20 protein-coding genes are annotated in these 15912 nt (G+C 38.5%); 8 read left to right on the forward strand and 12 right to left on the reverse strand.

What is annotated here, in order from left to right:
• Window positions 1-107: 107 nt before the first annotated feature.
• Window positions 108-941 carry a non-homologous end joining protein Ku gene (gene ku / locus ACN6NE_RS24920; protein WP_013057258.1) on the forward strand — a complete coding sequence of 278 codons (834 nt, stop codon included), beginning with the start codon at window positions 108-110 and terminating at the stop codon, window positions 939-941.
• 21 nt (window positions 942-962) lie between these two features.
• Here the strand turns inward: ku and ACN6NE_RS24925 are convergent, their stop codons facing one another.
• The 9 genes from ACN6NE_RS24925 to ACN6NE_RS24965 all read right to left on the reverse strand — a co-directional run bounded on the left by ACN6NE_RS24925 (window position 963) and on the right by ACN6NE_RS24965 (window position 10923).
• Window positions 963-1361, reverse strand: a complete 399-nt coding sequence (locus tag ACN6NE_RS24925; protein ID WP_474327974.1) for a hypothetical protein — start codon at window positions 1359-1361, stop codon at window positions 963-965.
• A 186-nt stretch (window positions 1362-1547) separates the two neighbouring features.
• Complete coding sequence (locus ACN6NE_RS24930; protein ID WP_474327976.1) at window positions 1548-3260, reverse strand: DUF2357 domain-containing protein; 1713 nt, start codon at window positions 3258-3260, stop codon at window positions 1548-1550.
• Window positions 3214-4848 (reverse strand): MrcB family domain-containing protein, encoded by a 1635-nt coding sequence (locus tag ACN6NE_RS24935; RefSeq protein ID WP_474327978.1) that lies wholly within the window; start codon window positions 4846-4848, stop codon window positions 3214-3216. The genes ACN6NE_RS24930 and ACN6NE_RS24935 overlap by 47 nt, the downstream gene beginning before the upstream one ends.
• A 420-nt stretch (window positions 4849-5268) precedes the next feature.
• Window positions 5269-5559, reverse strand: coding sequence for a hypothetical protein (locus ACN6NE_RS24940; protein ID WP_474327980.1), 291 nt, complete (start codon window positions 5557-5559; stop codon window positions 5269-5271).
• Between the two features lie 62 nt (window positions 5560-5621).
• Entirely contained in the window at window positions 5622-6101 is a 480-nt protein-coding gene (locus ACN6NE_RS24945; protein ID WP_474327982.1) for a (2Fe-2S)-binding protein, read from the reverse strand.
• Window position 6102: 1 nt separating this feature from the next.
• Entirely contained in the window at window positions 6103-6936 is an 834-nt protein-coding gene (locus tag ACN6NE_RS24950) for an FAD binding domain-containing protein (RefSeq protein WP_474327984.1), read from the reverse strand.
• Window positions 6923-9253 (reverse strand): xanthine dehydrogenase family protein molybdopterin-binding subunit, encoded by a 2331-nt coding sequence (locus ACN6NE_RS24955; RefSeq protein WP_474327986.1) that lies wholly within the window; start codon window positions 9251-9253, stop codon window positions 6923-6925. The genes ACN6NE_RS24950 and ACN6NE_RS24955 overlap by 14 nt, the downstream gene beginning before the upstream one ends.
• A gap of 18 nt (window positions 9254-9271) precedes the next feature.
• Entirely contained in the window at window positions 9272-9916 is a 645-nt protein-coding gene (locus tag ACN6NE_RS24960; RefSeq protein ID WP_474327988.1) for an NTP transferase domain-containing protein, read from the reverse strand.
• A gap of 2 nt (window positions 9917-9918) precedes the next feature.
• A complete protein-coding gene (locus tag ACN6NE_RS24965) occupies window positions 9919-10923 on the reverse strand; it encodes an XdhC family protein (protein ID WP_474327990.1) in 1005 nt (334 codons plus the stop codon).
• Window positions 10924-11107: 184 nt separating this feature from the next.
• On the opposite strand from ACN6NE_RS24965, the gene ACN6NE_RS24970 reads away from it, so the two are divergent.
• Both ACN6NE_RS24970 and ACN6NE_RS24975 read left to right on the forward strand, forming a co-directional pair.
• Window positions 11108-11338, forward strand: a complete 231-nt coding sequence (locus ACN6NE_RS24970; protein WP_474327992.1) for a hypothetical protein — start codon at window positions 11108-11110, stop codon at window positions 11336-11338.
• 12 nt (window positions 11339-11350) lie between these two features.
• Window positions 11351-11584: a hypothetical protein gene (locus tag ACN6NE_RS24975; protein ID WP_013057270.1), complete on the forward strand. Its 234-nt coding sequence runs from the start codon at window positions 11351-11353 to the stop codon at window positions 11582-11584.
• 131 nt (window positions 11585-11715) lie between these two features.
• Here ACN6NE_RS24975 and ACN6NE_RS24980 read toward each other — a convergent pair whose 3' ends face one another.
• Entirely contained in the window at window positions 11716-11955 is a 240-nt protein-coding gene (locus tag ACN6NE_RS24980) for a hypothetical protein (RefSeq protein ID WP_013057271.1), read from the reverse strand.
• Window positions 11956-12025: 70 nt separating this feature from the next.
• On the opposite strand from ACN6NE_RS24980, the gene ACN6NE_RS24985 reads away from it, so the two are divergent.
• The 5 genes from ACN6NE_RS24985 (at window position 12026) to ACN6NE_RS25005 (ending at window position 14836) form a co-directional block, all read left to right on the forward strand.
• Window positions 12026-12499, forward strand: coding sequence for an Hsp20/alpha crystallin family protein (locus tag ACN6NE_RS24985; protein ID WP_474327994.1), 474 nt, complete (start codon window positions 12026-12028; stop codon window positions 12497-12499).
• Between the two features lie 147 nt (window positions 12500-12646).
• Window positions 12647-13516, forward strand: a complete 870-nt coding sequence (locus ACN6NE_RS24990; protein ID WP_474327996.1) for a hypothetical protein — start codon at window positions 12647-12649, stop codon at window positions 13514-13516.
• Between the two features lie 92 nt (window positions 13517-13608).
• Window positions 13609-13740 (forward strand): hypothetical protein, encoded by a 132-nt coding sequence (locus ACN6NE_RS24995; RefSeq protein WP_013057274.1) that lies wholly within the window; start codon window positions 13609-13611, stop codon window positions 13738-13740.
• 74 nt (window positions 13741-13814) lie between these two features.
• Window positions 13815-14369, forward strand: a complete 555-nt coding sequence (locus ACN6NE_RS25000) for a PadR family transcriptional regulator (RefSeq protein WP_129709638.1) — start codon at window positions 13815-13817, stop codon at window positions 14367-14369.
• Entirely contained in the window at window positions 14366-14836 is a 471-nt protein-coding gene (locus ACN6NE_RS25005; RefSeq protein WP_129709640.1) for a DUF4188 domain-containing protein, read from the forward strand. The genes ACN6NE_RS25000 and ACN6NE_RS25005 overlap by 4 nt, the downstream gene beginning before the upstream one ends.
• 59 nt (window positions 14837-14895) lie before the next feature.
• Here the strand turns inward: ACN6NE_RS25005 and ACN6NE_RS25010 are convergent, their stop codons facing one another.
• Window positions 14896-15033, reverse strand: a complete 138-nt coding sequence (locus ACN6NE_RS25010) for a hypothetical protein (RefSeq protein WP_474327998.1) — start codon at window positions 15031-15033, stop codon at window positions 14896-14898.
• 136 nt (window positions 15034-15169) lie between these two features.
• The gene (locus ACN6NE_RS25015) at window positions 15170-15865 is read right to left on the reverse strand and encodes an SAM-dependent methyltransferase (protein ID WP_075421669.1); all 696 of its coding nucleotides are present in this window, start codon (window positions 15863-15865) and stop codon (window positions 15170-15172) included.
• Window positions 15866-15912 lie beyond the last annotated feature (47 nt).

Genomic DNA, 15912 nt, shown 5'->3' on the forward strand with positions numbered 1-15912 from the left:
TGTTTATTTAGCGCATAGTTTTTTAAGAATATTCTTCTTCTCAAAACAATGGGATATCTAATTTGTTTTACGGCACACTACTAAAAAAGAGTAAAAGGAGAACGTTTATGCTTCATACTGCTTGGAAAGGTAAAATCAGCTTTGGATTAATTGATATCCCTATTAAACTGCACGGAGCAATTGAAGAAAAAGATGTAAAGCTGCGCACGCTACACTCCGTTTGCCATACACCTATTCATCAAGAAAAACATTGCCAAACGTGTGGACGAGAAGTAGAATCCGATGAACTGGTTAAAGGATATGAAACCGCGACCGGTCAGTTTGTTGTACTTTCACAACAGGAAATTGACAGTGTCAAAGAGCCCTTTGCAGCAAACAAAGCTGTTGAATTGTTACACTTTGTTTCGTTAGATGACATTGATCCCCTGTTTTTTGATAAGCCCTACTATATTTCTCCTGGGGAAACAAGCCTAAAAGCTTATTATACTTTATTAAATGCACTTGAAATAACGAATAAAGTCGGTATTGCGAATGTATTTTTATATTCCAAACAGCAAATGGCAATTATTCGTTCCGTGGGCGGCTCTCTTGTTCTTCACACGATGCATTTTGAAGAAGAGCTTCGTTCAGTCACAGATGTGCCTAACTTATCCAGTACTTCTTCCATTAATGAAAGTGATACACAAGTGACGGTGGAATTAATTGATAAGCTATCTACTTCTTTTAATCCATCTATTTACAAAAACAACTACCGAGATGCCTTACAAAACGTCATTCAACAAAAAATAAATCAAGGCGAAGTTACAAAAGGCAGCGGAAGCGAAGAACGAGATATTCGACATTTAATGGAAATGTTAAAAGTGAGCATAGATCCTTCTACTTTACACCCGACAAAATCAACAGCAGAGAAAAAAACTTCATCCTTAAAAAAGAAAGCATAAAAAAGCTAACGAAGAAATTCGTTAGCTTTCATTTGCAACAGAAGTCTTAGGAACAATAGTTCCATATGAAGCCGGTATTTTTAAATATTGCGTTACTTGATCATTTTCTACAAAGACAATAAAGTTATCTTTTTTATCTTTTCCAATACCTTTTGCTTTTGCTTCAGACCACGTAAAGCCCAGCTTTTCATTTACCTCACTGCGAGTCGTTTTCGGTCCAAAAACATATACTTTATCCCATCTAAAATCACATAATTCATTAAAATCAAGGATGGAAGCTTCTTCTTTGCTTTGATTTGTTTTTTTAATTTCATTAATTACAGTTTGCTGAAGTTGCGCTTGGTTGCGTTCGCTGTATACCCTGTCAATAAAAAAAGTTGCCAATAGCGCTACTAACGTGAATAGTAGAATCTTTTTCACTTCGTTGTCCTCCTGAAACGTTCTCTGCACATGATACGACTTCTTTTCGATACGGTTTTATTCTCTACTATTCTAGAAAATTCAACAGGAAAATACAACTAAAATCTCGAAATGTCATCAAAACATAAAAAACTTAACACTATGTCAACGCATAAAAAAAGACTTGTTCACTTTCTATCTATTCACCTACTCAGCGCTGAAAAAATGTGGTTCTACCGTACAAATAGCTTCAATAAATTCTTCTACTAACCCTTCTTCTCCCGGCAAAAAAGGCAGCGCACCAACTCCAACACGTTCAATACTTTTATAAAAATGATGCTGCTTATAGCCCTCTGCTTTCCCTGGAAACAGCACAATGGCTGTTTGTACCGGTTTTATTCCATTTTCCTCTACAATAGCGTCTCGGTAACGATGCATCGTATTAATATCTTCTTCTCTAGGAGAGGGCGTATCGTGATTTGGTTTGATACGATACTTAGCGTCAAAAAGATATACACTTTTTTTCTCCCCTTGCTTTACTTCAAGCAGCAAGTCCGGCTTTTGAATAACGGTATAAGTATGATGGTATGCTTTCTGATACCATAGCGTGACTTCTGCTTTCCCTACTTGAAAACGATGATAAGACGGCTGCATCCTGACGTTCAACCCTTGTTCTGTCGTTGTCATGATGTTTTGTTCTATCCGCTTGCCGTAAGTTTGCAACTTCTTTAAAAGACTAACATATGTCCAGTATTCATAGAGAGTTGCGATATCTTTTAATGAAAGGTGGTAAAACTCTCCGTTAAGAGCCAATCCTCGCGTTAAGAACATAAAGTATCTGCTTGCTTCCCGGTAGCGGGGTGCCGTACGCAGTGTAGAAGGAAAAGTTGAAGCTTGTAGGGTCTTCACCCGTTGCCAAAACGCATTATTTAACAGTCTTTTTAATTCGGTATGATTAGTTTCTAGAGCCGATACGGCTTCTTTTTTTACATATCTATCTTCTATCAATTTGTCAATTAGTGCAGTTAGCTTATGATACAGCTGCGTCATCATCCATTTTACACTTTGATTTTCCAGATTATCATAGGTAGACACATGCCTGGTGCCAATCGCTTTTGTGGGTACTACTTTTATATTTCGATTAATTTTAATCCCCCTGCTTGAAGGTGCAAGATAGGTAGGGTGGGTTCGGACAAATGATATAGCACGGCTATCTTGTTTTTTTATTTGATCGCCTCTCATGAGCTCATGTTCAACTTTTACCGATTGAAACGGCTGATTTTCAATCTGACGCACAGAATGAAGAAAGGGTTTCATATAGTGAGAGAGAACATGATAAAATTCCGTCCATGTTGCTTGCTTAGACCAAACAGATTTTGCTTCAATATATGTTTTACGAAGCATATCGTATGCCAAATCATGAATGTATCCGTTCACTTCATCAACCATGTGTACATAATCTGTCTTGTAGCTCATCTTTGATGGGAAAATTTCAAGAGTAAAGGACAGCTCTTTTTCTCTTTCGCTGTAAACATGAAACGTAGAATACCCTACTTCATTTTGAAAGCTTATATTCCCTGTCAAAATGTAGGGAAATCCTATGCTTTGAAAACTTTGTTCAACTGCTTTTGAATCGTGGTTAACAAACAGGCTTGTTTCATTTTTAGAAACAACTGTAATTTGATAGGTTTCATTTTCAAAAAATAAAGGCTCAAGCGGCGGTTTTGAAATCATCATGCCTTTTGTTTGATTTAATACTTTTACATGTGTAATTCCTTTTCCCGTACAAGAAAAAAACATCACTTCTTCTGCAGATTTTATTCTTTTCTCATTTTTCCCTTTTATAACCACCGTACACGTGTCAGTTTCAATTTCAACGTACGGTATTAATCCAAAATGACGTGTATCCGTATACTTCAAAACGTCTCATCATCTCCATTATTTTGCGTGCGCTTTTAGGAAATCTCATTCCATCTGCATTGACGACAGCTGTCTCAAATTCATCATCTAACAGTGTATTTGTACAGTAATAATAAAGGTTTTTTAATAAATCAAATGTGTACCCATCGCTTCCTGAAATACGAGGCAAAACTTTTTGCGAAATCTGAAAATCAAACGCCTGATCAAATGTAAACATCCCGCTTTTCACTGCGTAAATTAAATAAAAGCATATCTCGTCGCGTACGCGGTAACCTATTTGTAAATCGACTTCTATAAGCATCTCGTTGACGGTTAGCAGTTCATTTGTTACTTCATGAATGAGCTCAGCATGTTCAGCATACGCATCTTTTAAGTGAACATACTGACTTTGAATTTGTACATTTTGAATGCTGTGCTGAGCCGGATCTTTATCATCTAAAAAATCAAAAGAATCTAGTTGAATCTTATTTAACTCAATGGTGTTGGTACGATCTAACAACTTTTGACTAAACCCATGAGTTGTTTCATCCATATTAATTGTACCGATAATGAGAAGATTAGATGGCAAATAAATATCTCGGAACATCTTATGTCCCGGGAATAACGGAGCCGTTTTGATTTTCCCTTTTGACCAGCTCCTGCTTTCCATCACGCTTAAAATATCGCTAAAATAATGTTCAACTCGAGCTAAGTTCATTTCATCCAATATGGCAACATATGTGTAAGCTGGATGCTGAATGGCTTGCTGCATAATCGACAGGAACGATCCTCTGCGAAAATCTCCTCTTAAATCAATATATCCTAATAAATCTGAACTATCGTGCCAATCGGGTCGAACCGGAATGAGCACTTGTCTTCCATTTTCAATCGTGGCACCGATACTATCTGCTAAGAGCTGAGCAAGCTTAGTTTTTCCTGTCCCGCTCATTCCTGATAAAACAATAAACGGTTTGGTCTTTAAAGCAAAGTAGGCATTGGCTATATCATGTCGTTCATATGTAAATCCAGATTTTTTAATATACTCATGAATATGGACGATGGCGTCTTTGTCCCCCATCATCTCTTTGCTCATTCCGTATGTTTTTATATACTGTTCATGCATACTTAGCAATAAATGCAAGTCATCTTGAAGCTGATCATTGCTAGGTAAGTCTGCTATATTGTAAGGAAGGTAAAGAGCTACTCTATCCTCAAAGCTTTTCGCTTCCATGCTTGTACCAATAACAATATGATTATCTTTCAATACGCGGGCATGTTCAGGAGTAAAAAAACGAATGTCTTTCAGATCAGTTCCTTCTTCTGAGTCTCCTCTCATCATGACCAAGTAAATGCGCTGACCGTCTTCACTGAATAAATACGCGACCATAACGTCACTCTCTATATTCTTATTCGCAAGGGTCACGTAAGGAAATGTTTCAGCGTGGTGTCCCGATATACGCATTTCTTCTCGATTTATATGCTCCAATCGATAAAGAGAAATCGGAAGCCTGCGTGTAAGCATATTTTCTATTTCATGTTTTACAAGTACGTCTCCACCCATTTGTTTATAATGTTCCGCTACATACAGCAGCCGCTCGCGCAAACTCATCGAATTCTCTCCTTTCTGCCTTCATTGCAATTTGTAAAAATAAAAAGCATCGTCAGCTGACCACGCAAAAGGTTCATTTCTTTTATTATAGACGCTTTCTTCGTATAGTAAGCTATTTTATAACTTTAGAAAACACTACATTATTCTTTTCTCTACATATATGTTTATGTTCATTTTAATGAAACATGACAGAAAAGAAAAGCGTTAGGGGCTCAATGAATGAAGAGGCAATGATACGAACAGAAAAATAAGCCGCTTGTGTGCCCAGGGATAAAACACCCATTATGCTACATGATTATTTGATGTCTGATGCTTTTGGCTGAGTAAAGAAAAAGATAAAAACAATAAGCGGCAGGGCGATAAGAAAAATCCTCGTCTCTGAAGGTCTTACTGTAGGTATATCTGTTAATGACATTTTAATCAGTCCTTTGTAAATTTTTCAACTAAGTCAGGATTTACATAAAAATGTTTTGATACCGTACGATGAAAAAACTGAGAGGATTGATTCAGTTCACTTAATGCAGGTTCTATTTTGGGCACGCCAAAAATAGGCCCACTTACGTTAATGGTAAACCTTCCAGAAGAAATAAAGGCGCCCGACACATGGCCAGTTAATAATAATATGGCTGTTACTACATCCAGATTTCGTTGAATGGCAAAGATAAGTTCCCTTTCTTTTTCAAAGCCGCTTTTCCATTCCGCATTCTCCACACCCTTAGCACATACTATTCTAAACACGTGTAAATGTTATTCTATTTCTGCTCTTTCCTTTCTTACTCGCGCTCCGAAAAGTGTAAAACAGATTTTACTGCGTCTTCAATTTCTCTATATCCTGTACATCTGCATATATTGGAAGCTAACCACTCCTTTATAATATCGTCACTCCCTGAAGGATGGCGTTTGGAAAGCAAATGAGCATTCATAATAAAACCCGATGTACAATAACCGCACTGAAAAGCAAAGTGTTCAATAAAAGCTTTTTGCATAGGTGAACTCTTCAGTCCTTCTATAGTCATTATTTCTTTTTCTTCTGCTTCTACCGCTAACATGAGGCAAGATTTCATTGGCCGCTGATTTATCCCTACTGTACAAGCTCCGCAGTCTCCATTTAAACAGCCTGGTTTTGCTCCGGTAAGGGCCAGCTTTTCTCTTAATACGTAAAGCAGCGTATCTGCTGTTCGGATATCAACCATTTTTTCTTCCCCATTAACCTTTAGCTTAACTGTTATTCTATACCGTTCATCTCTTAGCACATTACGTTCCTCCCAGCTCTTTGAAAATATCAAACAATAAATTTTTAATCACAAATTTGCGATATTGATCCGATCCTTCTCCGTCATTTAAAATTGGAGCCGGTATATACTCAAGAGCAGTTTGAATTCGAGCTTCTAATGGAGTGTCTTTATGGTTTAGCACTTCTTCTATTTCAGCTGATCGAAAAGGAAACGCACATACTCCGCTGAAAGCTACTCGAATGTTTTCTTCTGTTTTTAAAGCTGCTACTGTAACTAGTGGATATCCTGTATCCCACTGCTGGCGCTCTTTTATACTCATATACGGCAGGTCAGCATACTTTGTTTCAACAAACACCTGAACAAGCAGCTCTCCTTTTTTCAGCTGCAAACGCCGCTGAAAAAGATCGTGAATCGAATGGAGGTTTATTCCACTGAGATCTGCCACTGCGAGTTGACTATCCGCTAAAAGCAGGGGCAATACCGCTTCTCGATAAAAGATATGCCCACAAATATTTCCTCCCAGCGTTATTTTATTTCGGGCCGTGTGATCAGCCACTTCGCTAGCAGACTTACTTAATAAAGGAAATAAGTTTTTCTCTTCCAGTTCAGTTAACGTTACACCTGCACCAAAAATCATCCAGTCTTCATCAGCTTCTGCTTTTTGAAACTCGGGTATATTTTTTATATCAATGACAGCATGGGTAATAAACAAATCCAATCTGCCCAATGTCAGAATTTCGGTACCTCCAGCATAATAACGCGGTTGTTTACCTTGATTCTCTAACTCTTGAAATAAGACAACTGCTTCTGAAGCGGTAGCAGGCTTGTGATATTCAAAGTCAAATGAAATCATCAGCATTCCCTTCTTTCATTCTCCAAATTAATTCTGGAATAAGCGGAAGTTGGTTTAATTCTGTTTCTGCTGCCACCGTTAAGCTGTTTCCTAAAGAAGCCGGCATACCAAGCAGCCCGTGTTCTCCAACTCCTCTAGCTCCGTAGGCCGCATCTAATTGAGGCGTATGAACAAAATCTACTACGTACTCCGGATGCTCTCCGTAGCGAAGAGGACGATATTTCCGAAGCTGAGGGTTTAAAATGCGGCCATTTGAATCAAACCAAAATGTTTCTCTGCCTGCAAACGATAGTCCCATACTCATCGCACCCATGACTTGCCCTCTCGCCATTTTCTCGTTTAACACGGTTCCTATATCAATAACAGAGATAGCTCTTACAATACGATATCTATACGTTCTAGGGTTATATTCAACTTCCACTCCTTCAGCGGCTACCGTCCATTCTGGTCCCGGACGTCCCGCTCCTGTTTCTTTATCCAAGTAGGTCATCCCTCTTAAAATATAATTGCCCCTCCCTATGATTTGCCCTCCAATTGCATTTCCGTTCGGATATTTATAGCCATATACAATTTCTTTAAAGGCCAAGGAGGTTTCAGGCTCATCCCGTAAAAAAACTTTTTCATTTTTTATTTCGATATCTTCCTCAGAAGCTCGAAATATACAAGAAGCTATCTTTTTTAATTGGTTAATTACATCTTCAGCCGCTTCTAAAACCGCTCTTCCTGCCATAAAAGTGCCTCTGCTAGCCACCGTTTTCCAATGTTCAGGAGTCGTTTGAGTATCTACTTCCATTCGCACATGAATACGTTCCACGCGCATCTGCAATTTTTCAGCCAGTATTTGCGCGAGTACTGTTTTTGTCCCCGTGCCTAATTCAATAACGCCAGACATTAAATTCACGCTTCCATCAGGATTGAATGTGAGAATAACACCTGAACCTGCATTTGTTTCAATGGTCGACGTTTTCCAGACGCAGCTAATCCCTTTGGCAGTAATAAGGCCGTTTTCATGAACCGTTCTCTGCCCTTCCTCCCATTTCATTAGCTGCTTCAAGCGACGAATACATTCCGGTAAGTTACCAACGCTGCTAGAAGTTAAACGCACTTGTGTAGGCGTAGTATCGCCCGGCAAAATAGCGTTTTTTTCTCTAAACTCCAAAGGATCTATACCTGCTTTTTTAGCAAGGATGTCCATCGTGCGCTCGAACGCAAATAATAGTTCCGAGTGGCTAAATCCTCGAAAAGGGGAAGCGTAAGGGTGATTTGTATATACACATAATGAATCACAAAAGATATGTTCAAGACGATAAGGTCCCGTACAGTCAGCTGCTGCAGCTTTACTCAAGTCCGTTCCTTTATCTGCGTAAGCACCGCTGTCAAACAAATAAAGAATGTCAGCAGCCTGTAACAGTCCCTCCTTAGAACAACCTAGTTTAATTTTAGCGTCTAGACCGATATGAACAGGTGAAGTGAGCATATCCTCTTCTCTTGTATTCAATATTTTAACCAGCCTTCCATCAACAGCTTTGGAAGCTAGATAAGCAAGCAGCTCCAGCTGGACAGTTGCTTTTCCTCCGTATCCTCCTCCTACTAGCGGTGTTTCAACGATCACTTTTCCCGCTTCAATTTTAAAGTACTCACTGATTAATTTTTTCACCATAAAAGGAGCTTGAGAAGAAGTGATAATTTTAACTAATCCATTTGGAAGGATTTCAGCAGCGGCGCTTCTCGTTTCCATTGCCGCGTGATCTGAAGGAGATAGAGAAAATGTTTCTTCAACTATTAACTCACTTTTTTGCCAACCTTCTTCCATATTGCCTTTTCGTATTTTAACTCTGTTTGCTACGTTGGTGCCGGGCTCTGGATACACCGTTTCATCGTGCTTGTAGATGTGCATATTTTCATGCACCAAAGGAGACTCAGACTTAATTGCTTCGCTGGGAGAATGAACCACAGGCAACGGCTCATATTGAATATGAACAGAACTCGCCCCACGCTCAGCGAGTGCAGGAGTTTCTGCTACTACCAGGCCTACAGCTTCTCCGTGATACCGCACTTTTTCAAATGCAAGCGGTCGCCGGTCACGAACTCCTTCTCCGGTTAATGGCAAATGCTCACCCGTCACAACCGCGTGAACACCGGGAATAGCAATCGCTGCTTGGACGTCTATTGCTTGAATTCTTGCATGCGCGTAAGGACTGACTACTATTTTGGCGTGCAGGGATCCTTTAAACATGTAATCATTTGTGTATCGAGCCGTACCCGTTACTTTTTCTAATGCATCTTTTCGAATAACGCTTTTTCCAATAACATCCACTCTTTTCACCTCCATCAATCAAAACAGTCGACGTTTCTCTTTGTATATCTTTTTAATGCGTTCATACTCTTGTTTTGTATCAACATCCATAAAAAGGGAAGCCTCGGTACATTCATAAAACATTCCATTTTCATTTTCGTTTTGTCTTATGATTTTCCTTGCCCCTTGATCTCCTTGCAGCTTATCCAAGCTTGAAAACATTTGTTTTGAAAATAAAACCGGTGCTCTGGCAATTCCTTGATAAAAAGATGAAATAAATGGAACGGCAAAATATTTTTCAAACAGAGAAACAAATGTATCTATCAGCACGATACTTATAAGAGGCTGATCTGCTAGCAGCACAATAATAGCATCAGCGTTTAATTCTTTTGCTTTTTTTAATCCGCACTTCAAAGACGCAGACTGACCTTTTAAGGCGCTACTACAAGAAGTATGACTCCACTTCTGCTGATATGCTTCTGAAAAAAGAATAGGGTCAATCCACTCAAGATGATCTCCTTTCTTTGTTACTACTATCGTATGATTCACTTTTGAAGAAACCGCTTTTCGTAAAGCTTTACTCCCCAAACATCCATTCCCTAAAGGCAGCAGCAGCTTATTGCTGCCCATCCTTTTACTAGCTCCTGCGGCAAGATAAACAGCAACAATATTTAACCCGGACATTTTTACCCCTTTTTTTCATCATACATTCGGAGGTTTTGAATTAATTCAGCAAGAATACTAACGGCAATTTCCTGCGGTCCTACCGCTCCTATAGAAAGTCCTACCGGGGAATGAATGCGTGAAGAAATATCAGTATTCAATAATCGAAGTGTTCGCTTTTTAGATCCTAAAACCCCTATATACTTCACAGGGTTTGATTCTAATAGCGAGAGAATTTCTTGATCGCGATAAAAATTATGCGTCATGATCACAACAAAATCATCGCTTTGTATGGACAATTGTTTGTCTACCTCCTCTGGAAATCCAATATGTATTTCCTCTGCTAACGGAAAATGTTCCTTATTACATAAAGCCGGTCTCCAGTCGCATAAGATAACAAAAAACCCCGTATTGGCAGCAAGTGATACTAAATATTTTGCATCGGCACCTGCTCCCCAGATAACTAGACGAGGCTTTGGTTTATATAGATGAGCATATGTGAGCAGGGAGCAATTTGAAAGTTGAATACCGCTCTTTCTCCCATTCCAATCATCTGTTGCAAAAGATGATTCGTCGCTATTTGCATCAAATGTTTCGCCCGTCTTTTCTACATAAAAAGAGGTTGTTTGAATAAAGTTTTTTTCTAATTTTTTAATATGTAAAACAGGATTTCGGTTATCTAAATGACGTTTTACCCGCAAAAGATTTTGCTTCATCCTCGCAGTTACAGGTTCTAGGAGAATATAGAGAATTCCATTGCAGCCTGCTCCTTGTCCCCACCCCGCGTCACCTTCTTCTTTTAAATTGTACGTAACGGTTAATACGTGCTCAGTGTGGAACAACTCTTTTACGCGCTCAGCAATATCTGCTTCTACACAACCAGCGCTTAACATCCCAATGTTCTCCCCATTTTCTTGAAACAGCATGGACGTTCCTTCTTTTAAATATGAGGATCCTTCTACATGAACAATCGTTGCCAACACACTTTTTACTGTTGATGTGTTTACAGCATGTAAAATATCGTGCATTTTTATTATTCCCTCCTTTTCCTGTCGAGGTTTTAAAATCTTTTCACGTTTTACACAGAACTACAATACGCTACAGTAGACCACTTCTACTCTCTGAATGAATCCATGTATTATTCATATTTTCAAAGAAGCTACAATAAGCTTTTAAAGACTTAGAAGAACTGTCGTTTGAAAGGAGAATAATATGCTATTCGACTCAACAAAAATCAACCTAGGAAAATTGAACGTTCGCAGTGCTGATCAAGCAAGCAGTATTTCTATTGGAAATACGTTAAAAGTTACAAGATATGTCACAGCAAAGAAAAATCAGGCCTTCGGACAGCAGCACGCTGATCAATGTTTTACAGCAGGATCTGCTCAAAAAACTATAGATAATGATTATGTGAATGCATTTGCAACAAAAAATGATAAATAAGGAGGAAACCATATGATTTTTTCGCCTATGGTCATTAACTTACAAGCCTTCAAAGTGAACGTTTTGGATAATTCATCTGTTTTAAGCATAGGACCTAATCAGCAGCTTGATGTGTTCGTATCTTATAAACGTAATCAAGGTCTGGGAGAATCAAACGGAGATTTTTCTCCGAACGTAACTCCGTTCTCATGGATTATAGACTCAGATGTAAATGATTCAAACTCAGTTAAAAATAGCGTAATTTAAATTTTTTCATCGCCTCTACCTCTACTCCTCTACTGCACACGACTAGCAGCATATCTTCGTCTATTAGCATTCAATCAGAAGCCTAATAAATATAACCTGCATCTGAACTGGCTATATTTATTAGGCTTTTTCTATGAAATGGGCACTTTTTGAAAAGATGATGGGCTGTCAATTTGATCTCGATCATCGACACAGCTTCTCGTTCCTATAAAGCCGCTATCATCACCAAAATTTTGCCCAAATCCCTGTGTTTTTTTATCTGAATTATTCCAGTCTGCTAGTAAATTCTGTCCGATATTTACTGCAGACGCATTTTCAAAGGAATTTATCTTTAGCATTAAAATATTAATATTTATAGATGCACCTGCCATTTAAACCACCTCCCTTTCAAACTATATTCAAATTCCATCTTTTTATGGTGTGTGGTAAGGAGGAAACCATATGGACTTTGATAAACTTATGCAGTGGATGGAATTTGCTAAAAAATATCAAACAAATGACTTTTGGAACGGTGTTTTTGATCAAACTGCTTTTAACGAATTTATGAAAGAAAATATGGATATGAATGCTCCTGATTCATATCAGGCACCTCAGGCTTCTAAAAGTAATTTTCCACCTGTTGACATTTACGTTACCCCACATGAAATCATTATTATCGCTGACTTGCCCGGCTATCTAAAAGAAAATTTGCACGTGTCTGTTTCAGGCAGCCAGCTTCTATTAAAAGGTTCACCGCACCCTCTCATCACAGGACAGCCGGTTGTACAAGAACGACCTTCTGGAGACTTTAACCGAATTATTGAATTGCCAGAGCCTACGGATGCGCATCATCTGCGTGCGAAATTTGAAAATGGACTGCTTATTCTTTCTTATCACAGGCAGTTTTTCCAAGAAGAACGTATTCACATTGAATAAGGCCTAGTAGTTTTATGAATGAAATTCGATAGTTCACATAAGCATTTATAAACGCAAAGAATTTAACGTGAATTTCCAAACTGGACCAATATATATTTATCTAACTGTTATTACATCGGAAATAAGCCCAAGATGAGGAGAAGCGAAATGTCTATGAAAGGATTTTTCAACCCCAAACAGACTAACCAACATCTTCACACTGAGCTAGCGGACTTCAAACATCAAATCAAGCGCATTAACACGCTTGAAGTTCACATGAACCGTTTTTTAAAACTCGAACCGCAAATTGGTTCTCTTATAATGCTTAAAAAAAAGCTAGAGGCTCAGCCCACGCTTTCCAACGATTCTTCATCTTCACAAAGAAGAGCTCACAAAGAGACAGAACAATCATATACAAAAGACATGCAAGAGACTGCTAGGCAGCTTCATTTTTTTAAAGAAAAAGTAGCGCAGTTGGAACAAATTATCTCTACACAAAACCCTCGCGATAAAAAGAAAGAAGTTGTGCCTTATCCCGATATAGCTAGCTTAGTAGAACAATCTGTAGAGAAAAAAATGGCTCCTTATCTCGAAAAAATGACCGAACTAGACAACAGAGTTTCAGCATTAGAACGCAGCATGCCGCTTTTAACTAAAGTACAGGTGGACATGCTAAAACGAACGTCTGCCCTTCAAGAAGAAGTAAAAGCGATTCACCAAAGAGCCGCACTCTTAGAAAATGCTCCCCCGCCTATTCATATTGATAAATTTTTTCTTGATAAATACGAACAAAACAACAATATTGGCCAAGTTGGCATTAAAGAACTCGGCGGTACTTTAAACATCGGAGCTACATACGGAAGCGGAGCTATACCAAAGGATTTCACGGACCAAATCCAAAAAGACATGGAAGAGTTAAAAAACGCTAAATCAGATATTTCTTCTGGCAAAACGAAGCCTGCACAAGAGGAAAAAGAAGAAACATATACGGAAGTTCCTATTTTTGATGAAGATGATCCAAAGGAAGAGTCAGTCTAAAAAAGTCATAAAATTATATCTAGTTATGACTAGAATTTTTGCAAGCTATTCTTTACACTATAGGTAATAACTTCAAAAAAGGAGATATGCTGATGCCAAAGCTTTTATGGAGAATAGGTGCTGTCATGTTGCTAATGTGTGGAGGCTTTATCTTTTTATTTATTGCTGCTTCGCAAATGATGGTTCAGCAATACAAACCTTTTTTTAGACGCGAGAGTGCATAACTCTCGCGTTTTTTTATTGAATACTATCCTGTTTATGGTAATATATATCAAAAAGATATAGGTAAGGAAAATAAATGAAGGAAAATCAAACAACATATGCAATTTTAGGGCTGCTTACCACGGAATGCAGAACTGGTTATGAAATTAAGCAGTTAATGGATCAAAGTTTAAATCATTTTTGGAAAATCAGTTATGGTCAAATTTATCCTACTTTACAAAAGCTTGTGAATGATGAACTAGCAACGGTCAATTCCGTTGCTCAAACTGATAAACCAGATAAAAAAGAGTATGTAATAACAACTAAAGGAAAAGAGGTTCTGCAAGATTGGCTGCGTGAACCTATTAAGCAGCTCCCTTCAGAAAGAAATGAAATTTTGTTAAAACTCTTTTTTAGTAGTCAGCAAGAAAAGCAGCTCACAATTTCCCAGTTAAAAAACGCTCAGCAGAAACTAACTGAACGTTATCACATGTATTGCGGAATTGAAGACAGCATTTCTAACAGCCCTTCTCCCGACCGAACGTATTGGCTTATTACCCTAGACTACGGTAAACGAACAACGTGTGCTTCGATAGAATGGTGCAAAGATACGATTAATAAATTATATGATGAGGAGGCGCATAATTTATGATTCATTCCAATCGTATGATGGCTAAGCCCGGTCAGGAGTTGGTCGTCTTTGTTATAGGAATGCGTATTAATAAATGGACAGCCGTACACAAATGGTTCCCTGTATTTAAAGCAATGCCTCCTATGATTCGCGAATTGTATGCAAACAAAAACCTTGGCTTTTTATCTTTGCAAGGGTCTTTTAATTTAAGAACCATCACGCTGATTCAATATTGGGAGTCAGTTGATCAATTGACCTCCTATGCCAAAGGTCCTCAGCACTTAAAAGCTTGGAATTCTTTTTATAAAAAGGCTTCAAAAACGAATGCAGTTGGCATTTATCATGAAACGTACGTCATTCCTGCAGGAAATTATGAATCAGTATATGTGAATATGCCTTCGTTCGGTTTAGCTAAAGCGCTTGGATCTGAAACCATAACGAAGCATACTCAAACTGCTAAAAGACGTTTGAGCGTTAAAAGAGGTTGAGACATGACGCAATGAATCCAATCTAAAGACGAACAAATGGGATACATGAGCTGAACGGCTTATGACAACGCAGTTGATTTCCGTGCAAGGCTTCGCTTTCCGCGGGCGGACGGTGAGCCTCCTCGTCGCTTCCGCTCCTGCGGGGCCTCATCCGTTCCGCTTTTCCCGCAGGAGTCTTCGCCTTGCCCTCCAATCAACTGCTAAAAGGAATGAAATAGATGAAACCTACGTTCACCCTGACAAAAAAACGAACCACTCATCAAACATGTTGATCAAGGGTTCGTTTTTCACTTCGGCTAAAATACTTTTGTCCCAGCCTTTTCATTACATTTGTTATACATATATTTTCAGCATTTGATTGGCACCTTTTTGAAATTCATACGGGACGTCTGCTATTTCTGTTCCTTTTACTAGAGGCGCAATCTCTTCTAACAGCTGCGGCAAATAGGTAGAAATCTTGCCGCTTAAATTCGTTAAAGGAAACAAACGTACTTCCTCTTTTGTAACGCGTATCAGTTCTTTTAAAGCCTCTAAATGAAACGTATAATCTAAGCGGTCACTGTACATAAATAAAAAGTTTGCACAAAGCGTTAAATCAAACTCGTTCTTTTGAAACGGCAAATTAGGAAGTGCTCCGTACTGATAGGCTTCGGGGTTCTTTTTCATATGAGCAATACAATCTTTTAATGCTCTTTTTCGATGTTCAGTTAAATCATCAATAGACGAAAAATACTTCCACACATACTGTTCCTGTACGTGCTGCATTTGATTCATCGTATGAATTAAATCCAGGCTTCCTTTCTTTTCAAGCTCTTCTGCCGTAAATTTATAGGCGATATCACAGCTAGTAGCCTCCGTACCTTGCTGCAAGGCATGAGCAGTAAAAGAACAGGCCCCGCTAGCACAATCTAACACTTTTTTTCCTTTTAAATACTTTTCATTCAAATTAAACATAGCTCTATACTCTTCAAACGTTCTACCGATAAAAACAACTCGGTCAATTCCTAACTTTTTCTCTGCTAAACTCAACTCTACTCAGCTCCTATCTTTTACTTAGACTTTTATTTTACAGAAAA

The organism is Priestia sp. 53B2 (genome assembly GCF_056099005.1).